The organism is Streptomyces sp. NBC_00988 (genome assembly GCF_045162645.1).
In the GTDB taxonomy this organism is placed as follows: domain Bacteria; phylum Actinomycetota; class Actinomycetes; order Streptomycetales; family Streptomycetaceae; genus Streptomyces.
This window is the reverse complement of sequence record NZ_CP108730.1, coordinates 3,895,734-3,917,520: the sequence shown is the minus strand read 5'-3', so window position 1 is coordinate 3,917,520 and position 21,787 is coordinate 3,895,734. Positions and strand designations below refer to the sequence as shown.

Here is a 21,787-nt window from a genome sequence, read left to right as displayed (position 1 = left end):
AGAGCGGGCGAACTCGTAAAAGTTCGCCCGCTCTTCGGCTGTGCGTCTTACAACAGCGTCTTACAACAAGGCTCAGGCCTTGAGGGCCGCCGTGATCGCCGTGGTGAAGTCGGCCACCGTCATCGGCGCGTTCGTGCCGTCCGAGCCGGTCAGCGTCTTGCCGTCCATCTTCAGGGTCGGGGTGCCGGTCACCCCGCTCTTGTCGAACGTCGCGGACATGTCCAGCGCCCACTTGTCGTAGGTGCCGGCCTTCACGGCCTTCTGGAAGGCCGCGTTGTTCTTCAGGGCGGGGACCGTGTTCGCGACCTTGATCAGGTACGCGTCGTCCTTGAACTTGTCGGTCGACTCGTCCGGGTGGTACTTCGTCGAGTAGAGCGCGGTCTTGTATTCGAGGAACGCCTCGGGGCTGACGTTCAGCGCGGCACCCATGGCGCTCAGCGCGTTCTTGGAGCCCTCGCCGTTGTCCTTGTTGTCGATGAACGTGGCGCCGACGTACTGGATCTTGAACTTGCCGGCGTCGAAGTCGCTCTTCACGGTCGAGCCGACGGTCTGCTCGAACTGGGCGCAGATCGGGCAGCGCGGGTCCTCGTACATGACCAGGGTCTTCTTGGCGGTGCTCTTGCCGAGGACGACGGTCGTGCCGTTGGTGCCGGTGGTGTTGGCCGGCTTGACGAGCTTGTCGTCCTTCGCCGACTCCCAGTAGGTGGGCTTGTTGTTCTGTACGACGGCGTAGCCGATGCCGCCGGCTATCGCCAGGACGGCGACGACCGAACCGGCGACTATGAGCTGCCGCCTGACCTTGGCGCGCTTGGCCTGGCGCTCGCGCTCGGCGCGCAGCCGCTCACGGGCCTGCGTCTTCGCCGCCGCGCTGTTCCGCTTGCTCATGTTGGTGATCTCCATATGGGACGCGTACACGTCGTACGCGGAATACGTGTGGGGGACTGATGTGTGCTCAGGTACCTGTGGGGTGTTCAGACCGCGGGCAGGACCGAGCACGGCGGTCCACGCCGTCCCAGGGAGTGCACCAGCAGCCGCTCACGGGCGGTGGCCGTGCGGTGCGTGGCGCGCGGCAGCCGGCGGACCGGCGCGGTGCGTCGGCCCGACACCGCGGCGACGGCCAGGAGCAGGGGGCGGAAGCCCACCGCCGTTGCCGCGCGCAGCAGTTCGGAGATCGCGCGTTCGCCGCGGCGCAGATAAGCGGCGGCCAGGAGGCCGACACCGATGTGCGCGCCGAGCAGCAGCCAGGCGGCGGTGGCGTCGGTGTGCGTGAGCAGCGCCGCCGCCTGATGGGGGTTGTCGGTCATCCGGGCCAGCGAGGTGCCCACGCTGCCGCCGCTGCACAGCACGTCCAGGCCGACCGCGCGCAGCGGTCCGGCGACCGGGCCGCCCGCCCTGCCGTAGCAGGCGTGCTGGCCGGTGGTGAAGACCGTGTCGGCGGCCAGCTCCAGCGGGATCAGCAGTGCGGCGATCCGGCCGAAGCCGCGCTCGCGGCCCGCGAGCGCGTAGGCGATCACGAACACGGTGGCGGCGATCGCCGCCACCGTGCCGAGCGGAAGCGGGACCCGGGACAGCAGCACGTGCGACGCGGTGCTGAGCGTCACGACCAGTGCCGTGAACAGCGCCGCGCGTACGGCCCTGAGCTGGATCCCGGATATGTCCATAGCGGAGGTGAGTCTGTCATGTGCTCCGGTAAGGGACCCCTAAAGGGTTCCTGTGAGCGTACGGATGGTTACAGACCCGGAATCCGGCCGTTGCGGAACAGGTCGACGAAGGTCTGGTGGTCGGCACGCGCGCGTGCGCCGTAGCTGTGCGCGAAGTCGACGAGCACGCCCGCGAAGCCGTCCTCGTCGGCTGCGATCGCCGCGTCGATGGCCCGCTCGGTGGAGAACGGCACCAGGGACTCGCCGGACTGGTCGTCGGCCGCCGCGTGCATCGTGGCCGTGGCCCGCCCGAGGTCCGCGACGACGGCGGCGATCTCCTCCGGGTCGTCGATGTCGCTCCAGTCCAGGTCCACCGCGTACGGCGACACCTCGGCGACCAGCTGCCCGGTCCCGCCCAGCTCGGTCCAGCCCAGCCACGGGTCCGCGTGCGCCTGGAGGGCGCGCTGGGAGATCACCGTGCGGTGCCCCTCGTGCTGGAAGTAGTCCCGGATCGCCGCGTCCGTGATGTGCCGCGAGACGGCCGGCGTCTGGGCCTGCTTGATGTAGATCACCACATCGTTCTCCAGGGCGTCGCTGTTGCCCTCCAGGAGGATGTTGTACGACGGCAGCCCGGCCGAGCCGATGCCGATGCCCCGGCGGCCGACGACGTCCTTCACGCGGTAGGAGTCGGGGCGGTCGAGGGAGGACTCGGGGAGGGTCTCCAGGTAGCCGTCGAAGGCCGCGAGGACCTTGTAGCGGGTCGCCGCGTCCAGCTCGATGGAGCCGCCGCCCGACGCGAACCGGCGCTCGAAGTCGCGGATCTCGGTCATCGAGTCCAGCAGCTCGAAGCGGGTCAGGGAGCGGGCCGTACGCAGCGCCCCCAGCAGTGGGCCGTCGGCCGTGTCCAGCGTGAACGGCGGCACCTCGTCGCTCTTCGCGCCGGTCGCCAGCGCGTGCACCCGCTCGCGGTACGCGCCCGCGTACACCTGCACCAGCTCGGTGATCTGCTCGTCACTGAGCGCCTTCGCGTACCCGATGAGCGCCACGGAGGCGGCGAAGCGCTTGAGGTCCCAGGTGAAGGGGCCGACGTAGGCCTCGTCGAAGTCGTTGACGTTGAAGACCAGGCGGCCGTTCGAGTCCATGTACGTGCCGAAGTTCTCGGCGTGCAGGTCGCCGTGGATCCACACGCGCGAGGTGCGGTCGTCCAGGTACGGGCCGCCCCGCTTCTCGGCATCCAGGTCGTGGTAGAAGAGCGCCGCCGTGCCCCGGTAGAAGGCGAAGGCGGAGGCCGCCATCTTCCGGAACTTCACGCGGAACGCGGCCGGGTCGGCGGCCAGGAGCTCGCCGAAGGCGGTGTCGAAGACGGCAAGGATCTCCTCGCCGCGGTGCTCGTCGTTGAGCTGCGGAACCGACATCGCTCTGTGCCTCCTGGTACGGGTGGTGCGTGACATGTGACGGGTCTGTCGTCACCTTCCAACGCTCGAAGGTACGTGGGAGTGCCCGCCCGCCCGTCACCCGGCGACCGCCCCTCATCGAGACGCTTCGCGTCACAGTACTCATCTCTGATGTCAGTCCCGAGGCATAGGATTCGGTCTCGTCCCCCCAGACCGCCCGCCGCACTTTGTCGATCGTTTCCCCTGGAGGCCAAGCCGTGTCAAAGCCGCCGTTCACGCACCTGCATGTCCACACCCAGTACTCGCTCCTGGACGGTGCCGCGCGGCTGAAGGACATGTTCAACGCGTGCAACGAGATGGGCATGACCCATATCGCGATGTCCGACCACGGCAACCTCCACGGGGCCTACGACTTCTTCCACACGGCGACGAAGGCCGGGGTCACGCCGATCATCGGCATCGAGGCGTACGTCGCCCCCGAGTCCCGCCGCAACAAGCGCAAGATCCAGTGGGGCCAGCCGCACCAGAAGCGCGACGATGTGTCCGGTTCCGGTGGTTACACCCACAAGACGATCTGGGCGGCGAACAAGACGGGCCTGCACAACCTCTTCAAGCTGTCCTCGGACGCGTACGCCGAGGGCTGGCTCCAGAAGTGGCCGCGCATGGACAAGGAGACCATCTCCCAGTGGTCCGAGGGGCTCATCGCCTCCACCGGCTGTCCCTCGGGCGAGCTGCAGACCCGGCTGCGCCTGGGCCAGCCCGAAGAAGCCCTGAAGGCCGCCGCCGAGTACCAGGACATCTTCGGCAAGGACCGCTACTTCCTGGAGCTGATGGACCACGGCATCGAGATCGAACGCCGGGTCCGTGACGGCCTGTTGGAGATCGGCAAGAAGCTCGGCATCCCGCCCCTGGTGACCAACGACTCGCACTACACGTACGCGCACGAGTCCGTCGCCCACGACGCGCTGCTCTGCATCCAGACCGGCAAGAACCTCTCCGACCCGGACCGCTTCCGCTTCGACGGCACCGGCTACTACCTGAAGTCGACGGACGAGATGTACGCCGTGGACTCCTCGGACGCCTGGCAGGAAGGCTGCCGCAACACCCTCCTGGTCGCCGAACAGATCGACACCACCGGCATGTTCGAGGCGAAGAACCTCATGCCGAAGTTTGACATCCCCGACGGCTATACAGAGGTCACCTGGTTCAAGGAGGAGGTGCGCCTCGGGATGGAGCGCCGCTTCCCGGGCGGCGTCCCCGACGACCGCCAGAAGCAGGTCGACTACGAGCTGGACGTCATCATCCAGATGGGCTTCCCGGGCTACTTCCTCGTGGTCGCCGACTTCATCATGTGGGCCAAGAACAACGGCATCGCGGTCGGCCCAGGCCGTGGCTCCGCCGCCGGTTCGATCGTCGCGTACGCCATGGGCATCACCGACCTCGACCCGATCCCGCACGGCCTGATCTTCGAGCGGTTCCTCAACCCCGAGCGCGTCTCCATGCCCGACGTCGACATCGACTTCGACGAGCGTCGGCGCGTCGAGGTCATCCGGTACGTGACAGAGAAGTACGGCGCCGACAAGGTCGCCATGATCGGCACCTACGGCAAGATCAAGGCCAAGAACGCCATCAAGGACTCCGCGCGCGTGCTGGGCTACCCGTACGCGATGGGCGACCGCCTCACCAAGGCGATGCCCGCCGACGTCCTCGGCAAGGGCATCGACCTCTCCGGCATCACCGACCCCAAGCACCCGCGCTACGGCGAGGCGGGCGAGATCCGCGGGATGTACGAGAACGAGCCGGACGTCAAGAAGGTCATCGACACCGCCAAGGGCGTCGAGGGCCTGGTCCGGCAGATGGGTGTGCACGCCGCCGGCGTCATCATGTCCAGCGAGCCGATCGTCGACCACGCCCCGATCTGGGTGCGGCACACGGACGGCGTGACGATCACGCAGTGGGACTACCCGCAGTGCGAGTCGCTCGGCCTGATCAAGATGGACTTCCTGGGCCTGCGCAACCTCACGATCATGGACGACGCCGTGAAGATGGTGAAGTCCAACAAGGGCATCGACCTGGAGATGCTCGCCCTCCCGCTGGACGACCCCAAGACGTACGAACTGCTCTGCCGGGGTGACACGTTGGGCGTGTTCCAGTTCGACGGCGGCCCGATGCGTTCGCTGCTGCGCCAGATGCAGCCCGACAACTTCGAGGACATCTCCGCCGTCTCGGCCCTGTACCGCCCCGGCCCGATGGGCATGAACTCGCACATCAACTACGCCGAGCGCAAGAACAAGCGGCAGGAGATCACGCCGATCCACAAGGAGCTGGAGGAGCCTCTTGAGGAGGTCCTCGCGGTGACCTACGGCCTGATCGTGTACCAGGAGCAGGTGCAGAAGGCCGCCCAGATCGTCGCCGGTTACTCGCTCGGCGAGGCCGACATCCTGCGCCGCGTGATGGGCAAGAAGAAGCCCGAGGAACTGGCGAAGAACTTCACCATCTACCAGGCGGGCGCCCGGAAGAACGGCTACAGCGACGAGGCGATCCAGGGCCTGTGGGACGTCCTGGTCCCCTTCGCCGGCTACGCGTTCAACAAGGCGCACTCCGCCGCGTACGGCCTGGTCTCGTACTGGACCGCCTACCTGAAGGCCAACTACCCGGCCGAGTACATGGCGGCGCTGCTCACCTCGGTCAAGGACGACAAGGACAAGTCCGCGATCTACCTGAACGAGTGCCGTCGCATGAAGATCAAGGTGCTCCCGCCGAACGTCAACGAGTCCGTGCACAACTTCGCCGCCCAGGGCGACGACGTGATCCTCTTCGGCCTGGAGGCCGTGCGCAACGTCGGCACGAACGTCGTCGACTCGATCATCAGGTCCCGCAAGGCGAAGGGGAAGTACGGCTCCTTCCCCGACTACCTGGACAAGGTCGAGGCCGCCGCCTGCAACAAGCGCACGACCGAATCCCTCATCAAGGCCGGTGCGTTCGACACCCTGGGGCACACCCGCAAGGGCCTCACCGCGCACTTCGAGCCGATGATCGACAACGTGGTGGCGGTCAAGCGCAAGGAGGCCGAGGGGCAGTTCGACCTCTTCGGCGGCATGGGCGAGGAGGACACCAGCGAGCCCGGCTTCGGGCTCGACGTGGAGTTCACCACCGACGAGTGGGAGAAGACGTATCTCCTCGCCCAGGAGCGGGAGATGCTCGGTCTGTACGTCTCCGACCACCCGCTGTTCGGCCTGGAGCACGTGCTGTCCGACAAGGCCGACGCGGGCATCGCCCAGCTCACCGGAGGTGAGCACGGGGACGGCGCGGTCGTCACCATCGGCGGCATCATCTCGGGCCTCCAGCGCAAGATGACCAAGCAGGGCAACGCCTGGGCGATCGCCACGGTCGAGGACCTCGCGGGCTCCATCGAGTGCATGTTCTTCCCGGCGACCTACCAGCTCATCTCGACCCAACTCGTCGAGGACACCATCGTGTTCGTCAAGGGCCGCCTCGACAAGCGCGAGGACGTGCCCCGTCTGGTCGCGATGGAGATGCAGGTCCCGGACGTGTCGAACGCGGGCACCAACGCGCCCGTGATCCTCACCATCCCGGCGACCAGGGTCACGCCGCCCATGATCAGCAGGCTCGGTGAGATCCTCAGCCACCACCGGGGCGACAGCGAGGTCCGCATCAAGCTCCAGGGCCCGACCAAGACCACGATCCTGCGTCTGGACAAGCACCGGGTGAAGCCCGACCCGGCGCTGTTCGGCGACTTGAAGGTGCTGCTCGGCGCGGCCTGCCTGGCGGGCTGAGCAACAGGCAGCAGACGTGACTGAGGGGCGCATCCGTCGACGGATGCGCCCCTCAGTCGTTCAACAACCCTTGAAACAGGCCTCAGTTGTGGCCGAAGCGTTTCTGCTTGCCCTTGCGGGCCATGTCGCTCGGCGTCGCCTGGGATATGCGCTGCTCGGCCTGTGCCTCCATCGAGGACGACGTGGCCTGCTCCTGGGCGCGCTCCGACTGCGGCTGCTTACGGTCACGGTGCTTGTTCTTGGCCATGGTGATCTGCCTCCTGAGGGGGATCTAGGGGCCAGGGCCGCGACCAGATTCACATAGCCTGACGAAGAACGCATTTCGGATAATTACCGTGTGTGACATGGTTGGTACGAGAGAGAAGACCCGAAACGCCACGCCGAAGATCGAGTTCGGGCCGTTAACCCCTGCGCGGTCGGGCAGACTCGAAGCAAGCCCGAAGTGAACCGACCGGGAAGAGGGTGAGTCGCGTGGACCGCTGCATCGTCCTGGTGGACGCCGGGTACCTGCTGGGGGCCGCAGCAAGTCTCCTCGCCGGAGAGCCCTCGCGTTCCAGGATCACCGTCGATCACGCCGCCCTCATCCAGGGGCTGCGCGAGCGCGCCGAGTCCGACACCGAACGACCCCTGCTGCGCATCTACTGGTTCGACGGCGCCCCCGACCGCGTCCCGCAGCCCGAGCACCGCAGGCTCCGCGTCATGCCCCGCGTCACCGTCCGCCTCGGCGCCCTGACCCGCAGCGACGGCCGCTGGGCACAGAAGGGCGTCGACGCCGCCATGCACGCCGAGCTGACCGAGCTGGCCCGCAACCGCGCCTGCTCCGACGTCGTGCTCGTCACCGGCGACGGCGATCTGCTGCCGGGCATGATGGCCGCCAAGGAGCACGGCGTCGCCGTACACCTGTGGGCCGTGCAGGCCGCGGACGGGGACTACAACCAGTCCGAGGACCTGGTCGCCGAGGCCGACGAGCGGCGGGTGCTGGACCGGACCTGGATCACCAAGGCCGTACGGGCGAAGGACCTCGGCGGGGTGTGCGCCCCGCCGCCGGTGCCGCGGCCGGAGATCGCCGCGATCCTGTCCGCGCCGCTGCCCGAGTCCGCGCCGGCCACGCGTGAGCGGCCGGCCGAGGATGGCGAGCACGCGGTCGCGGAGGCGGGTTCGGAGAACGGTTCGCAGGAGCGGGTGCCCGCGCACAAGGGTGTGCCCACCCCGAAGGACCTGGCGAGCCTGAAGGCCCCCGGTGCCACCGCGCCCGCGCAGCAGCCCGCCAGCGCGACCCTGCGCTGGTCCTCCGACAAAGGGTGGGTCGACCGGCCGGGCGGCGCCGCCGAGTCGCCCGAGGTCGCCTCGATGCCGACGCTGGCGCAGCTGACCACCGCCGAGCAGCGCTGGGCCGACCGCGAGGAGGACATCACCACGGTCGGCGGTGACCCCTACGAGGTGGGCCAGGTCTTCGCCCGCCGCTGGATGGGCCGCCTCGGCGACCATGGCACCCACCTGCAGAAACTGTCCGGGATGTACCCGCGGGTCCCGCACCGCATCGACGGCGAACTGCTGCGCTACGCCGCCCGGTTCGGCCTCCTCGCGCACAAGGACGACCAGATCGACGAGCACGACCGGTACGCGATCCGGGCCGGTTTCTGGCGCGAGATCGACGTACGGACGGCGGCCGAGCACGCCCCTGCCGGAGAGTGAGCGGAGCCGGTCGGCCCGGTGGCCGGGCGGCCTCACGGCGGGACGGCTTTACCGACGAATGTGCCGTTCTCGACCGACCCGCGAACGGGCGGGGCTCCAGGACCCCGTAGTCTCGTCCCGTGAGTACGCGCGCGGGACAGGCACTTCGACACGGTGGGGATGTCGTGTGCGCGGTGCGCGGGCTCAGCAAGACCTACCCGGCGGTGCGCGGACGGCGTGGTGCGCCGGGCACCCCCGAGGTGCGGGCCACCGACGACGTGACCCTCGACATCCGCCGGGGCGAGATCTTCGGACTGCTCGGCCCGAACGGCGCCGGCAAGTCCACCCTCGTACGCCAGCTGACCGGGCTCATGCGGCCCGACGCCGGCAGCGTCGAGATCCTCGGCCACGACATCGTCCGCCACCCCGAGCGGGCCGCGCGGATCCTCGCCTACCTAGGCCAGGAGTCCTCCGCGCTCGACGAACTCACCGTGTCGCTCGCCGCCGAGACCACCGCCCGGCTGCGCGGCCTGGACCTGCGCGACGCACGGGCCGAGCGGGACGCCGTACTCGACGAGTTGGGGCTTACGGCCATTGCCGGGCGGCCGCTCAAGAAGCTGTCCGGCGGGCAGCGGCGGCTGGCCTGTGTGGCCGCCGCGCTGGTCGGGGAGCGGTCGCTGCTGGTGCTCGACGAGCCGACCACCGGGATGGATCCGGTGGCGCGCCGGGCCGTGTGGTCCGCCGTCGACCGGCGCCGGGCCGAGCGCGGGTCCACCGTGCTGCTCGTCACCCACAACGTCATCGAGGCCGAGACCGTGCTCGACCGGGTCGCCGTCATCGACCAGGGCAAGGTCATCGCCTGCGACACCCCCGCCGGGCTCAAGGAACAGGTCGCGGGCGAGGTGCGGGTCGAGCTGGTGTGGCGGGAGAAGCCGCCGCTGGACGTCCCGGAGGTCGCCGCGCTGCGGGACCGGGCCGTCGAGTCCGGCCGCCGCTGGACGCTGCGGCTGGCGCCCGAGGAGGCCCGGGTGGCCGTCGCCACGGTGACCGGCGGGGCCGCGTTCGCCGCCCTGGACGACTTCACCCTGGCCACGCCCAGCCTGGAGGACGTGTATCTGACGCTGGGCGGAAACGCGCAGGGGCTGGTGAAGGCATGAGTACACGGGCCGTCGTATCCGTATGGGACAGGGCGACCGCCGTTGTATCCGTAGGGGACAGGACGGCTGCCGGCGTCGAGAGGAGCAGCGCGACGTGAGTGTCGTATCCGCCGATGTTCTGCCGAGTGGTCCCCTGGCCGTGCCGGAGGCCACCGCCTCGGGCGCGGCCGAGCTGGGGCCCAGGGCGAGGCTGTGGCCCTCCATGGCCGCCGTGTACCGGGCGCAGCTGTCCCGGGCGCGGGTCGCGCGGATCCCGCTGCTGTTCGTGGCGACCTTCCAGTCGGTCGGCATCCTGATCATGATGCGCGGGGTCGTCGACGGCGGGAGCCACGACGCCCAGTTCGTCGTCGCCGGCTCGTCCGTACTCGTCGTCGCCTACGTCGGGCTCAACCTGCTCGCGCAGTACTTCGGGCAGCTGCGCGGCAGCGGCGGGCTCGACCACTACGCCACCCTGCCGGTGCCGCCCGCGGCCGTGGTGCTGGGCGCGGCGGGGGCGTACGCCTCCTTCACCGTGCCCGGGACCGTGCTGACCGCAGTCTTCGGGTGCGTGCTGTTCGGGCTGCCGATGGGGAACATCTGGATCCTGGCGGCGGTGATCCCGCTCGCCGGGGCCGCGCTCGCCGGGCTCGGGGCGGCCCTCGGGCTGCTTGCTCCTCGGCCCGAACTCGCCACGCTGCTCGGGCAGTTGGGCATGTCCGCGGCCTTGCTGCTGGGTGTGCTGCCGGCTGATCGGATGCCGGACGCGGTGCGGTTCCTGCGGGATCTGGTGCCCTCGACGTACGGCGTGGAGGCGTTCGCGCAGACCTTCGCGGCGCATCCGGACTGGGCGCTCGTCCTCGGTGACCTCGCCGTATGCGCCGGGGTCGGGGGCGTTTCGCTGGCCGTCGCCGCCTGGGCGTACCGTCGGGCTGCCGTCCGGTGACGCGCCGCACAGCCGGGCCTGGCACGATGGCAGAGTGACCGCACCGCTGACTCCGCCTCCGCCGCCGCGTGACCAGTCCCCGCACGACGCGTGGCAGCCGCCGGGTGACCCGGGCACCTCGGGTGACCCGGGTGCCTCTGGTGCCGGGTATCCCGCGTATCCCCCGCAGGACGCGTCCTACGGCCAGGACGGGCCCGGGATCAAGACCGAGCTGATCGAGGCCGTGGTCGTCACGGTCGCCTCGGCGGTCGGTGGGCTGTTGCTCGGGGTGCTGTGGTGGTGGCTGGCGCCGCATGTGCCGCTCGTCGGGGACATCGTCGACAAGAGCTGGGTCGTCTACCTCAAGGACTCCGAGGGCGAGCAGGCCGTGGGGGTGGACGGAACGTTCACTCTGCTCGCGGTGGCTTTTGGGGTCGTGAGCGCGCTTGTCGTCTTTTTGGTGCGGCGGCGTGGGGGAGTGCCGCTGGTCGCTGCGCTGGCCTTGGGTGGGCTGCTCGCCTCGTTCCTCGCCTGGCGGCTGGGGATGTGGTTCGGGCCGACCAAGGATGTGCTCGCGCACGCGAAGGCCGTGGGTAAGGGGGTTACGTTTTCTGCGCCGCTGAAGTTGGGGGCGAAGGGGGCGTTGCTGGCCTGGCCGGTTGCCGCGCTGGTCGTTCATCTGGGGCTTACGGCGTTGTTCGGGCCTCGGGATCCTGAGCCGGGGTATGTGGCGCAGGGGGTCGGGCCTACGGATGGGTACGGGGCTCCTCTGTCCTAGGTTTCTCGCCCCCGCCGCCCCTACCCGTCCCATCCCCAGGGGCTGCCGCCCCTTCCGCTCCGCCTGGGGGCTCTGCCCCCAGACCCCCATCGGCCCTGAAGGGGCCTCGTCCTCAAACGCCGGACGGGCTGGATTTAGCCGGCCTGTGTTGAGAAGTCACCCCCCCCGGAGAGATGGCCCTGGAAACGCCTACGCCGGTCGGCGCCCATGATTGGCCCTGTGCTTCCGTACGCGCCACTTTCGTTTCCGTGTTTTCTTCGACATGTCTCTCGTGCTTAACCGAGGACAGGCGCGGCGTCGAGAGGCTACGCACGGCCGATGGGGGCCAGTACCGCATCCGTGAGGGTTTTCAGGTCCTCGGGGGAGAGCTCGACCTCCAGGCCGCGGCGGCCGGCCGAGACGCAGATCGTGGGGTGGGTGGTGGCCGAGGTGTCCAGGACTGTACGGAGTTTTTTGCGTTGGCCCAGGGGGGAGATGCCGCCTCGGACGTAGCCCGTGGTGCGTTCGGCGAGGGTGGGGTCGGCCATGGTCGCGCGTTTGCCGCCTACCGCCGAGGCGAGGGCCTTCAGGTCCAGTTGGCCTGCCACCGGGACGACCGCGACCGTCAGGGTGCCGTCCACGTCCGCCAGCAAGGTTTTGAAGACCCGGTCCGGGGAGACGCCCATCGCCTCGGCCGCCTCCTCGCCGTAGGAGGGGTGGGACGGGTCGTGGTCGTAGGCGTGGAGTTCGTACGGCACCCCGGCGGTCGTGAGGACGACTGTCGCGGGGGTGCCGCCCGACTGTTGTTGTTTTGGCTTCTTCGCCATCAAATTGTCCGGTTTCCGGGGTCAGTTCAGGCTTGTCGGGCCTCGGGTCAGGTCCGATGCCGGGAGGGACGGGAGGTTGCGGATGATGGCCGTCTCGGAGCGGAGGAGTTTCAGTTCGTCGCGTAGGCGGGAGGCGGTGTCGGGGGCCTGGAGGAGGCGTTGTTTGGTCGCCGTGTCGAGCATCATCGCCGCGGCTACCAGGTAGGAGACGACCGCCGGTTCGTCCGGGAGTTCGGCCTCGCCGGTCGACAGGGTGCGCTCGCGGGCGCCTGCCAAGCGTTTCTGGTACTGGCGGAACGCGCGTAGCACGCCCTCAGCGAGCGCGCCCGCCTCGTCGCCCTTCTCCTCGGTCAGCTCCTCCAGCTCGGCCGTCAGGAACGGGCCCGAGGCGTCCACGGAGAGCAGACGCATGCGGGTCGTGCCCGTCGCCAGTACCTCGAAGCTGCCGTCGGCGCGCTCGCGGATCGTGGCCGCGTCGGCCACGCAGCCCACCGAGTGGAAGGCCTTGAGCGGGTCGGGGCCGAAGCCGGCGGCGGGGCCGCGTTCGGGCACGGCCGTCTGGTCGGGCATGCCCGGGGCGGTCGATGCCACCTCGTGGCCGTCGCGGATGGCCACGACGGCGAATCGGCGCGAATCCTCCTCAGGGGTCTTGAGCAGATCGCGCATCATGGCGCGATAGCGCTCCTCGAAAATGTTCAGAGGAAGCACGAGCCCCGGGAACAGAACCGAGTTCAGGGGGAAGAGCGGCAGCCGGACGGTGGTCACGGCGCAAAAGCCTAATGGTCGCCGGAGCGGGCACGTCCGCCGTGCTCACTCCGTGGATACCCGGGTGCGTCCTCGAAGGCCCACGGCTGCGCCGGAATCGCCCGCAGAGCGGGGGGAACCGGGCCGCCGAGGGGGACGTCCGAGGCGACCGCTATCCGTACGCCGTCCCGGATTTCGAGGAACTGGCCCAGCGGGTCGTCGGAGATCCGGTCCCAGGGGAACGACGTGGCGTACGGGCCGATCAGGCGGAGTTGGTCCAAGGCGTCCGTCCAGCGTTCGAGGCGGATGAGGACGTACGTGAGGAGGTTGCGGACCTCTGCGGGCCACGGGTCCGCCGCCGCGTACGTGGCCGAGAGGGCGATGGCCAGGTCGGCCGCCGCGTCCAGGCGGGCGCGGGGGACCGTGGGAGCGCAGCCGTCGGTCAGGCACGCGAAGGCCACGCGTACCGGCAGGGCCTGGACGAGTGAGCCGGGCAGGGCGTCCTGGGCGGCCGGTTCGGCGAAGTCGAAGCACTCGCGGTGGGAGCAGCGGGCGGTGTGGGGCGTGTCGCCCCACTGCGCGCAGCAGGCCGCCGACAGGTACTGGAGGGCCGCCACATGGCAGCCGTAGTGGTGCGGGGAGCGGCGGACCGCCTCGCCCCACAGCCGTTCGAACTCGGCGTGCCCGGCGTTCGTGCCCCGCGCCCGGTCCAGGGCGATGCGCCACGGCACCGGGTCGTGCGGCTCGGCCTCGGCCGCCGCCGTGATCAGCGGGCTCAGCTCGCGGAGCAGTTCGGCGCGGGCCGGCGACTCCCAGCCGCGGTCCATCGCCAGCTGGGCCGTGAGGAGGAGTGCGTCCGGGTTCCGCGGGGCGGCCGCGCGCCAGTCGTCCAGCCACTCGGGGCGGCAGCGGGCGAACGCGGCGAGCCGGCGTGTGTGGCGGTCGCGGTCCTCCCACTCGGCGGCCGTGCGCGTGGCGGCGAGCAGGTCGGAGGCGGGCCCGTACTCGCCGCGCCCGGCCGCGACCAGCGCGGGGCCGAGCCGGTCGTCGGGCGCGTCGAGGAGGACCTCGTCGTCGGCCGGCAGCCGGGCGGCGAGCCGCGAGGTGTTCCTTGCCATCCGGGCGGTACGGATGAACGCGCGCAGCAGAGCCATGGTGTCGACCATTGAAGGACCGCCGATCCGGAGTGCGCCAGACCGTTTGACCACCCGGCTGAAAGTTGTACGCGCTTCGGTCAAGCCGAGGTAAAAGGTGACTGTTGCTCAACTGTTCGAGTGCTGTGCGCGAGACCCCGCAGGAGGGGTTCTAGCCGCGTCTGAGCAGCCGTGTGGCGCCCGCCGCGACCGTCGTGGCCAGGATCCACCCCAGCAGGATCAGCGCCACCGACAGCCACTGCCAGCCGCCGTGCAGCTGCCACTGGCCCGCCTGCCCCAGGTCGATCACCGGCAGCAGCAGGTCCAGCGCGAGCAGGGCGGGGCTCCACGGCGGATGCCCGTTCCCGCTCACCGGCGCGTGGGCGGCGTGCGCGAAGGCCAGCGAGCTCGCCGCCCACAGCACCGCCATCCATACGGCGGCCCGGCCCGGCCGGTACCCGTAGGCGACCGTCCAGTCCTGCACGACCCCCCACACCTTGGCCGCGACCGGCAGGCTCTCCCGGCGCCGCCGCTGCTTGGCGAGCAGCACCTCGCGCGCGTCCTCGTCCTCACCGGCGTTGCGCAGCACGGTCGCGAGACGTTCGTACGGCTCCGGGGCGTACTCGGGGGTCGCCGCGGCCACCCAGCCGAGGCGGTCGTCCAGCGGGAACGGGCCCTGCGGTACGAGGTTCTCGTACGCGAAGCCGCCCATGTGCAGGTTGCCCGGACCTGGCCAACTGCTCGCCCGGTCAATGAGGTTGACGACCCGCGCCCCCGACAGCACCACCTTGCCGCGCTGCGGCCGCTCCCCGAGGAAGCGCAACTCCGGCGCCTGGATCCGCAGCAGCGACAGTTCCTGGTCGTCCGTGAAGGTGAACCGGGCCCGCTCCAGGTCCACCGCGTCCCCGAACCGCCCGTCGTCCAGCCGCACCCCGCCCTGGCACGAGAAACGCTGGATACGCGTCCCGCGCGCGGGAGTTGTGCCGCTCAGCCAGGGGCCGCCGACACCGGCCGGGGTCAGGTACAGGGTGCGGCCCACGGTCAACTGGGGCGCGTTCAGGGCGAGTCGGCTGTACGGGTTCGCCAGCCGGGCGCCGCGCAGGCTCAGCGAGACGCCCACCTTGGCACTGCGCAAGCTCAACTCACCGTGCGATTCCAGGAGTTCGGCCTGCAGATCCTGGCCCACGGTCATGCCGTCGGCGGCGATCGAACGCCCGGTGCGGTCCCGGTAGACGATCGCCTGGTTCAGCAGCAGATCGGTGCCGATGTGCGCGTCGGTCAGCCGGACGCCGTTGTGGAAGCGGCAGCGCGGCAGATGCAGGTCACCCTCCGTGTGCACCCGCGCCGCCTCCAGCCGCGGCACCGAGCAGTCCACCAGCCGTACGGTCTGGAAGCGGGCCTCCGGCAGCAGCACCTCCCGCTCGAAACGGCAGCCCTTCAGCTCGACGTACGGCGTGACGGTGCCGCCCGCCAGGTCCAGGACGCCGCTGATCTGCACACCGGTGAGCTTCAGGGAGGCCACCCGGCCCGACAGCGCGGGCGGTCCGTCGAGGAGCAGCCAGCACACGAACCGCGCCCGCACGGTCCGCTCGGGGCCCCACGGATGTCCGCCGTGCGGATCGTCGACGACACTGTCGCCGCTGCTCAGGTCGTACACGCTGCCGTTGCGGAAGGCCTGCCACATACCGGCCTCGGCGGCGGTCGCATCGTCCGGCACATCCCCCGCGCGGATGCCGGCACCCTCGGTCACTGCTCTTTCATCCCTCTCAACTACTCACGGGTTTCGCACAGCTGTTCATGCCCGCTCCGTGACGCCCGGAACACTAGACGTGAAGGGGATCTTCCGGGTTCCGGCCACGTTCTGTATCAGCCATTGATATGCGGGAGCAGCGCCCGATCGCCGTCTGCGAGAATTGCTCTGTGATCTCCCGAATCGATCTGCGCGGCGACGCCCTCCCCGAGGGACCCGCCCTGCGCGACCTGCTGCCCCGAGCCGACTTCGACGTCTCGGCCGCCCTGGAGAAGGTGCGGCCGATCTGCGAGGCCGTGCATCATCGGGGCGACGCGGCGCTGATCGACTTCGCCGAGAAGTTCGACGGGGTGCGGCTGGAATCGGTACGGGTTCCGGCCCAGGCGCTCAGCGACGCGATGGAGCAGCTCGACCCGGCCGTCCGCGCGGCCCTGGAGGAGTCCATCCGGCGCGCCCGGCTCGTCCACCGCGAGCAGCGCCGTACGACCCACACCACGCAGGTGGTGCCGGGTGGTTCCGTCACCGAGAAGTGGGTGCCGGTCGACCGGGTGGGGCTGTACGCGCCCGGCGGTCGGTCGGTCTATCCGTCGTCCGTGATCATGAACGTGGTGCCCGCACAGGAAGCGGGCGTCCAGTCCGTCGCGCTCGCCTCGCCGCCGCAGGCGGACTTCGACGGGCTGCCGCACCCGACGATCCTCGCCGCCTGCGCGCTGCTCGGCGTCGACGAGGTCTACGCCGTCGGCGGCGCCCAGGCCGTCGCGATGTTCGCCCACGGCACCGAGTCCTGCGCCCCGGCCAACATGGTCACCGGGCCCGGCAACATCTGGGTCGCCGCCGCCAAGCGCTACTTCACCGGCAAGATCGGCATCGACACCGAGGCCGGCCCGACCGAGATCGCGGTTCTCGCCGACGACACCGCCGACCCGGTGCACGTCGCCGCCGACCTGATCAGCCAGGCCGAACACGACCCGCTCGCCGCGGCCGTCCTGGTCACGGACTCCGTGACGCTCGCGGACGCCGTCGAGAAGGAACTCGAACCGCAGGTCGCGGCCACCAAGCACATCGAGGACCGGATCGCCCCGGCCCTGGCCGGCCGGCAGTCCGCGATCGTCCTCGTCGACGGCATCGACGAGGGGCTCAGGGTCGTCAACGCCTACGGCGCCGAGCACCTGGAGATCCAGACGGCCGACGCGGCTGCCGTGGCCGACCGGGTGCGGAACGCGGGCGCGATCTTCGTCGGACCCTGGGCGCCCGTCTCCCTCGGGGACTACGCGGCCGGCTCCAACCACGTGCTGCCGACCGGCGGTTGCGCCTGCCACTCCTCCGGGCTCTCCGTGCAGTCCTTCCTGCGCGGCATCCACATCGTCGACTACACCCGCGACGCCCTCGCCGACGTAGCGCATCACGTGGTGACGCTGGCGGAGGCGGAGGACCTGCCCGCGCACGGCGCGGCGGTCAAGGCACGGTTCGGTTGGAAGGTGCCCGGCAAGTGAGCTTCGGAATCGACGATCTCCCCGTACGGGACGAGCTGCGCGGCAAGTCCCCTTACGGCGCGCCCCAGTTGGACGTCCCCGTACGACTGAACACCAACGAGAACCCCTACCCGCTGCCCGAGGCACTGGTCGAGCGGATCGCCGAGCGGGTCCGCGAGGCCGCCCGCGATCTCAACCGCTACCCGGACCGGGACGTGGTCGAGTTGCGCACCGAGCTGGCCAACTACCTCACGAAGACCGGGAGTTACCGGGTCGGCGTCGAGAACGTGTGGGCGGCCAACGGCTCCAACGAGGTCATCCAGCAACTGCTCCAGACCTTCGGCGGGCCCGGCCGTACCGCGATCGGCTTCGAGCCGTCGTACTCGATGCACGCGCTCATCGCGCGCGGCACGGGGACGGGCTGGATCTCCGGTCCGCGCAACGAGGACTTCACGATCGATCTCGCGGCCGCCGAGCGGTGGATCGCGGAGAACAAGCCCGACGTCGTGTTCATCACGACCCCCAACAACCCCACGGGCAACGCCGTTCCGCCCGAGACGGTGCTCGCGCTGTACGACGCGGCGCAGGCGGCCAAGCCGTCGATGGTGATCGTCGACGAGGCGTACATCGAGTTCAGCCACGGCGACTCGCTGCTGCCGCTGCTCGAAGGTCGGCCGAATCTCGTCGTCTCGCGGACGATGTCGAAGGCCTTCGGGGCGGCGGGGCTCCGCCTCGGCTATCTCGCCGCGCACCCGGCCGTCGTCGACGCCGTCCAACTCGTACGGCTGCCCTACCACTTGTCGGCCGTGACCCAGGCAACCGCGCTGGCCGCGCTGGAGCACACCGACACACTGCTGGGGTATGTCGAGCAGCTGAAGTCCGAACGGGACCGACTGGTGGGTGAGTTGAAGGCCCTCGGGTGTGAAGTCGTCGAGTCCGACGCGAACTTCGTGCAGTTCGGGCGGTTCGCGGACTCGCACACCGCCTGGCAGAAGATCCTCGACCAGGGCGTCCTGGTCCGGGACAACGGCATCCCGGGGTGGCTGCGGGTCTCCGCCGGAACCCCCGAAGAGAACGACGCGTTCCTCGACGCGGTCCGTGAGTTGCTGAGTTTTATGGGGGACACCCCCACACCCCCGAAGGAGCAGAGCACATGAACCGCGTAGGACGGGTGGAGCGGACGACCAAGGAGACGTCGGTCCTCGTCGAGATCGATCTCGACGGGCACGGCAAGGTCGACGTGTCGACAGGGGTCGGCTTCTACGACCACATGCTCGACCAGCTCGGCCGGCACGGTCTGTTCGACCTCACCGTGAAGACCGAGGGCGATCTGCACATCGACTCGCACCACACCATCGAGGACACCGCTCTCGCGCTCGGCGCCGCCTTCAAGCAGGCGCTCGGCGACAAGGTCGGGATCTACCGCTTCGGCAACTGCACGGTTCCCCTGGACGAGTCCCTCGCCCAGGTGACCGTCGACCTCTCCGGCCGCCCGTACCTCGTGCACACGGAGCCCGAGAACATGGCGCCGATGATCGGCGAGTACGACACCACGATGACCCGGCACATCCTGGAGTCCTTCGTCGCACAGGCCCAGATCGCGCTGCACGTGCACGTGCCCTATGGGCGCAACGCGCACCACATCGTGGAGTGCCAGTTCAAGGCCCTCGCCCGCGCCCTGCGCTACGCCTCCGAGCGCGACCCGCGCGCGGCCGGCATCCTCCCCTCCACGAAGGGCGCGCTGTGACCGGCCTCTCCAGCCTCCTGATCGTCGTCGGACTCTTCCTCCTCGGCGGGGTCTACTCCTTCGTCAAGCAGAAGATGCCGCGCCAGCTCATCGTGCTGGTCTCCATCGCCGCCGCGATGTGTCTGGTCGCGGGGGTCATGCGGTTGGCGGTGTGGAGTTGAGCGCGGCGAAGAACGCGTCCAAGAAGGTCGTCGTCTTCGACTACGGCTTCGGGAACGTCCGTTCCGCCGAGCGTGCCCTCGCGCGCACGGGTGCCGAGGTCGAGATAACGCGTGACTACGACAAGGCCATGAACGCGGACGGCCTGCTGGTGCCCGGCGTCGGCGCCTTCGCCGCCTGCATGCAGGGCCTCAAGGAGGCGCGCGGCGACTGGATCGTCGGGCGCCGACTGGCCGGCGGGCGCCCGGTGATGGGCATCTGCGTCGGCATGCAGATCCTGTTCGCACGCGGCATCGAGCACGGCGTCGAGACCGAGGGCCTGGACGAGTGGCCCGGCTCCGTCGAGCCGCTGCAGGCCGAGATCGTGCCCCACATGGGCTGGAACACCGTGGACACCCCGGCGGGCTCCCAGCTCTTCGCGGGCCTCGACGCGGACGCGCGCTTCTACTTCGTGCACTCCTACGCCGTCCACGACTGGTCCCTCGAAGTCGTGAACCCGGCGATGCGCGCCCCCCTGGTGACCTGGTCGACGCACGGCAAGCCCTTCGTGGCCGCCGTGGAGAACGGCGCCCTGTGGGCCACCCAGTTCCACCCCGAGAAGTCCGGCGACGCCGGAGCGCAGCTGCTGAACAACTGGATCGGAACCCTCTGATGCCTTCGAAGCTCGAACTCCTCCCCGCCGTGGACGTCCGCGACGGCCAGGCCGTCCGCCTCGTGCACGGCGAGTCCGGGACCGAGACCTCCTACGGCTCCCCCCTGGAGGCCGCCCTCGCCTGGCAGAGCTCCGGCGCCGAGTGGCTGCACCTCGTCGACCTGGACGCCGCGTTCGGCACCGGCGACAACCGCAAGCTCATCGCCGAGGTCGCCGGCGCCATGGACATCAAGGTCGAGCTGTCCGGCGGCATCCGCGACGACGACACCCTCGCCGCCGCCCTCGCCACCGGCTGCACCCGGGTGAACCTCGGCACCGCCGCGCTGGAGACCCCGGAGTGGGTCGCCAAGGTCATCGCCGAGCACGGCGACAAGATCGCGGTCGGCCTCGACGTCCGCGGCACGACCCTGCGCGGGCGCGGCTGGACCCGTGACGGCGGCGACCTCTACGAGACGCTGGACCGCCTCAACTCCGAGGGCTGCGCCCGGTACGTGGTCACCGACATCGCCAAGGACGGCACCCTCCAGGGCCCCAACCTGGAGCTGCTGCGCAACGTCTGCGCGGCGACGGACCGCCCGGTCGTGGCCTCCGGTGGCGTGTCGTCGCTCGACGACCTCCGCGCCATCTCCGAGCTGGTACCCCTCGGTGTCGAGGGCTCCATCGTCGGGAAGGCCCTGTACGCGAAGGCGTTCACCCTGGAAGAGGCCCTGGAGGCGGTGGCCCGGTGACCGAGCTACGACGCGTGTCGACCGGCGCGCCCTGGGAGGACGCCTTCGGCTACTCCCGCGCGGTGGAGCTGCCGAACGGCCTGGTGCTGGTCTCCGGGTGCACGTCGATAGTGGACGGCGAGATCGCCGGGGGCGGTCCCTACGAGCAGACGGTCAACGCGTTCAACGTCGCGTTCTCGGCGCTGGAGCAACTGGGTCTCGGCCCCGCCGATGTGGTGCGCACCCGTATGTACATCACCCACGCCCGGGACGTTGAGGACGTGGGCCGCGCACACAAGGAGCTGTTCGACGCGATCCGCCCCGCCGCCTCGATGATCATCGTGTCCGGCTTCGTCGACCCGAGCCTGGTCGTCGAGGTCGAGGTGGAGGCGTTCCGCTCCGGTACCGAGGGCGGAGGTTCCGCATGACCTTGGCCGTACGAGTCATCCCCTGCCTGGACGTGGACAACGGCCGGGTCGTCAAGGGCGTCAACTTCCAGAACCTGCGCGACGCGGGTGACCCCGTCGAGATGGCCAAGGTCTACGACGCCGAGGGCGCCGACGAGTTGACCTTCCTGGACATCACCGCGTCCTCCGGCAACCGCGAGACGACGTACGACGTGGTCCGCCGCACCGCCGAGCAGGTCTTCATCCCGCTCACGGTCGGCGGCGGCGTCCGCACGGCCGAGGACGTGGACAAGCTGCTGCGCGCGGGCGCGGACAAGGTCGGCGTGAACACGGCGGCGATCACCCGCCCCGACCTGATCCGGGAGATCGCTGAGCGGTTCGGGCGGCAGGTGCTGGTGCTGTCCGTGGACGCGCGCCGTACGGAGTCGGGTTCCTTCGAGGTCACCACCCACGGCGGCCGCAAGGGCACCGGCATCGACGCCGTCGAATGGGCGCACAGGGCGGCCGAGTTGGGGGCGGGCGAGATCCTGCTCAACTCGATGGACGCGGACGGCACGAAGGACGGCTACGACCTGGAGATGATCGCGGCGGTCCGCAAGCACGTGACCGTGCCGGTCATCGCCTCCGGGGGCGCGGGCAAGCTCGCGGACTTTCCGCCGGCGGTGGCCGCGGGCGCGGACGCGGTGCTGGCGGCTTCCGTCTTCCACTTCGGGGATCTGCGGATCGGCGAGGTCAAGCAGGCGTTGAGGGAAGCGGGTCACCCGGTGCGGTGACTTCCGGCGTGGTGACTTTCGGCTCGGTGCCTTCCCGGTTCGGTGACTCCGTAGAGGCGTTGTAAGCCCCGGCTGCCTGGTGGTCGGGGCTTACTT

Annotated in this window: 21 protein-coding genes; 13 read left to right on the top strand and 8 right to left on the bottom strand. The window is 70.0% G+C overall.

What is annotated here, in order from left to right:
* Nucleotides 1-72: 72 nt before the first annotated feature.
* The 3 genes from OG496_RS17775 to OG496_RS17765 all read right to left on the bottom strand — a co-directional run bounded on the left by OG496_RS17775 (nt 73) and on the right by OG496_RS17765 (nt 3,055).
* Nucleotides 73-885: a thioredoxin domain-containing protein gene (locus OG496_RS17775; RefSeq protein ID WP_366494057.1), complete on the bottom strand. Its 813-nt coding sequence runs from the start codon at nt 883-885 to the stop codon at nt 73-75.
* An 86-nt stretch (nt 886-971) separates the two neighbouring features.
* Nucleotides 972-1,661 carry a hypothetical protein gene (locus OG496_RS17770; protein ID WP_366494058.1) on the bottom strand — a complete coding sequence of 230 codons (690 nt, stop codon included), beginning with the start codon at nt 1,659-1,661 and terminating at the stop codon, nt 972-974.
* Nucleotides 1,662-1,729: 68 nt separating this feature from the next.
* Nucleotides 1,730-3,055, bottom strand: a complete 1,326-nt coding sequence (locus OG496_RS17765; protein WP_366494059.1) for a DUF2252 domain-containing protein — start codon at nt 3,053-3,055, stop codon at nt 1,730-1,732.
* Between the two features lie 236 nt (nt 3,056-3,291).
* On the opposite strand from OG496_RS17765, the gene dnaE reads away from it, so the two are divergent.
* The gene (gene dnaE, locus OG496_RS17760) at nt 3,292-6,831 is read left to right on the top strand and encodes a DNA polymerase III subunit alpha (RefSeq protein ID WP_405971550.1); all 3,540 of its coding nucleotides are present in this window, start codon (nt 3,292-3,294) and stop codon (nt 6,829-6,831) included.
* 82 nt (nt 6,832-6,913) lie between these two features.
* Here the strand turns inward: dnaE and OG496_RS17755 are convergent, their stop codons facing one another.
* Nucleotides 6,914-7,078: a hypothetical protein gene (locus OG496_RS17755; RefSeq protein ID WP_019067731.1), complete on the bottom strand. Its 165-nt coding sequence runs from the start codon at nt 7,076-7,078 to the stop codon at nt 6,914-6,916.
* A 224-nt stretch (nt 7,079-7,302) separates the two neighbouring features.
* Here OG496_RS17755 and OG496_RS17750 point away from each other — a divergent pair, with 224 nt between their 5' ends.
* The 4 genes from OG496_RS17750 (at nt 7,303) to OG496_RS17735 (ending at nt 11,341) form a co-directional block, all read left to right on the top strand.
* Complete coding sequence (locus OG496_RS17750) at nt 7,303-8,526, top strand: NYN domain-containing protein (protein WP_405971549.1); 1,224 nt, start codon at nt 7,303-7,305, stop codon at nt 8,524-8,526.
* Between the two features lie 164 nt (nt 8,527-8,690).
* Complete coding sequence (locus OG496_RS17745; protein ID WP_405976642.1) at nt 8,691-9,662, top strand: ABC transporter ATP-binding protein; 972 nt, start codon at nt 8,691-8,693, stop codon at nt 9,660-9,662.
* A 94-nt stretch (nt 9,663-9,756) separates the two neighbouring features.
* Nucleotides 9,757-10,584: an ABC transporter permease gene (locus OG496_RS17740; protein ID WP_405971548.1), complete on the top strand. Its 828-nt coding sequence runs from the start codon at nt 9,757-9,759 to the stop codon at nt 10,582-10,584.
* 34 nt (nt 10,585-10,618) lie between these two features.
* Nucleotides 10,619-11,341: a DUF2567 domain-containing protein gene (locus OG496_RS17735; protein ID WP_405971547.1), complete on the top strand. Its 723-nt coding sequence runs from the start codon at nt 10,619-10,621 to the stop codon at nt 11,339-11,341.
* Between the two features lie 305 nt (nt 11,342-11,646).
* Here OG496_RS17735 and ybaK read toward each other — a convergent pair whose 3' ends face one another.
* The 4 genes from ybaK to OG496_RS17715 all read right to left on the bottom strand — a co-directional run bounded on the left by ybaK (nt 11,647) and on the right by OG496_RS17715 (nt 15,774).
* A complete protein-coding gene (gene ybaK, locus OG496_RS17730; protein ID WP_366494064.1) occupies nt 11,647-12,147 on the bottom strand; it encodes a Cys-tRNA(Pro) deacylase in 501 nt (166 codons plus the stop codon).
* A gap of 21 nt (nt 12,148-12,168) precedes the next feature.
* Nucleotides 12,169-12,912, bottom strand: coding sequence for an LON peptidase substrate-binding domain-containing protein (locus OG496_RS17725; protein WP_405971546.1), 744 nt, complete (start codon nt 12,910-12,912; stop codon nt 12,169-12,171).
* Nucleotides 12,913-12,923: 11 nt separating this feature from the next.
* A complete protein-coding gene (locus tag OG496_RS17720; protein ID WP_405971545.1) occupies nt 12,924-14,057 on the bottom strand; it encodes a hypothetical protein in 1,134 nt (377 codons plus the stop codon).
* A 139-nt stretch (nt 14,058-14,196) separates the two neighbouring features.
* Entirely contained in the window at nt 14,197-15,774 is a 1,578-nt protein-coding gene (locus tag OG496_RS17715; RefSeq protein WP_399394531.1) for an oxidoreductase, read from the bottom strand.
* Nucleotides 15,775-15,944: 170 nt separating this feature from the next.
* On the opposite strand from OG496_RS17715, the gene hisD reads away from it, so the two are divergent.
* From hisD to hisF, 8 genes are read left to right on the top strand one after another with little or no spacing between them, the layout of a single operon-like run.
* Complete coding sequence (gene hisD / locus OG496_RS17710; protein WP_405971544.1) at nt 15,945-17,267, top strand: histidinol dehydrogenase; 1,323 nt, start codon at nt 15,945-15,947, stop codon at nt 17,265-17,267.
* A complete protein-coding gene (locus tag OG496_RS17705) occupies nt 17,264-18,403 on the top strand; it encodes a histidinol-phosphate transaminase (protein WP_405971543.1) in 1,140 nt (379 codons plus the stop codon). Before hisD ends, OG496_RS17705 begins: the two co-directional genes overlap by 4 nt.
* Complete coding sequence (hisB, locus tag OG496_RS17700) at nt 18,400-18,993, top strand: imidazoleglycerol-phosphate dehydratase HisB (protein WP_043675308.1); 594 nt, start codon at nt 18,400-18,402, stop codon at nt 18,991-18,993. Before OG496_RS17705 ends, hisB begins: the two co-directional genes overlap by 4 nt.
* Nucleotides 18,990-19,154: a hypothetical protein gene (locus OG496_RS17695; RefSeq protein WP_365307693.1), complete on the top strand. Its 165-nt coding sequence runs from the start codon at nt 18,990-18,992 to the stop codon at nt 19,152-19,154. Before hisB ends, OG496_RS17695 begins: the two co-directional genes overlap by 4 nt.
* Nucleotides 19,145-19,804, top strand: coding sequence for an imidazole glycerol phosphate synthase subunit HisH (hisH, locus tag OG496_RS17690; protein ID WP_019062287.1), 660 nt, complete (start codon nt 19,145-19,147; stop codon nt 19,802-19,804). Before OG496_RS17695 ends, hisH begins: the two co-directional genes overlap by 10 nt.
* A complete protein-coding gene (priA, locus tag OG496_RS17685; protein ID WP_328683917.1) occupies nt 19,804-20,532 on the top strand; it encodes a bifunctional 1-(5-phosphoribosyl)-5-((5-phosphoribosylamino)methylideneamino)imidazole-4-carboxamide isomerase/phosphoribosylanthranilate isomerase PriA in 729 nt (242 codons plus the stop codon). The genes hisH and priA overlap by 1 nt, the downstream gene beginning before the upstream one ends.
* Nucleotides 20,529-20,939: a RidA family protein gene (locus tag OG496_RS17680; protein ID WP_405971542.1), complete on the top strand. Its 411-nt coding sequence runs from the start codon at nt 20,529-20,531 to the stop codon at nt 20,937-20,939. The genes priA and OG496_RS17680 overlap by 4 nt, the downstream gene beginning before the upstream one ends.
* Nucleotides 20,936-21,691: an imidazole glycerol phosphate synthase subunit HisF gene (gene hisF, locus OG496_RS17675; protein ID WP_366494072.1), complete on the top strand. Its 756-nt coding sequence runs from the start codon at nt 20,936-20,938 to the stop codon at nt 21,689-21,691. The genes OG496_RS17680 and hisF overlap by 4 nt, the downstream gene beginning before the upstream one ends.
* Nucleotides 21,692-21,787 lie beyond the last annotated feature (96 nt).

Coding starts and splice junctions, on each gene's coding strand:
- OG496_RS17720 (WP_405971545.1), bottom strand. CDS start 14,057: ATGGTCGACACCATGGCTCTGCTGCGCGCGTTCATCCGTACCGCCCGG.
- hisB (WP_043675308.1), top strand. CDS start 18,400: ATGAACCGCGTAGGACGGGTGGAGCGGACGACCAAGGAGACGTCGGTC.
- OG496_RS17770 (WP_366494058.1), bottom strand. CDS start 1,661: ATGGACATATCCGGGATCCAGCTCAGGGCCGTACGCGCGGCGCTGTTC.
- ybaK (WP_366494064.1), bottom strand. CDS start 12,147: ATGGCGAAGAAGCCAAAACAACAACAGTCGGGCGGCACCCCCGCGACA.
- OG496_RS17775 (WP_366494057.1), bottom strand. CDS start 885: ATGAGCAAGCGGAACAGCGCGGCGGCGAAGACGCAGGCCCGTGAGCGG.
- OG496_RS17765 (WP_366494059.1), bottom strand. CDS start 3,055: ATGTCGGTTCCGCAGCTCAACGACGAGCACCGCGGCGAGGAGATCCTT.
- OG496_RS17755 (WP_019067731.1), bottom strand. CDS start 7,078: ATGGCCAAGAACAAGCACCGTGACCGTAAGCAGCCGCAGTCGGAGCGC.
- priA (WP_328683917.1), top strand. CDS start 19,804: ATGCCTTCGAAGCTCGAACTCCTCCCCGCCGTGGACGTCCGCGACGGC.
- hisF (WP_366494072.1), top strand. CDS start 20,936: ATGACCTTGGCCGTACGAGTCATCCCCTGCCTGGACGTGGACAACGGC.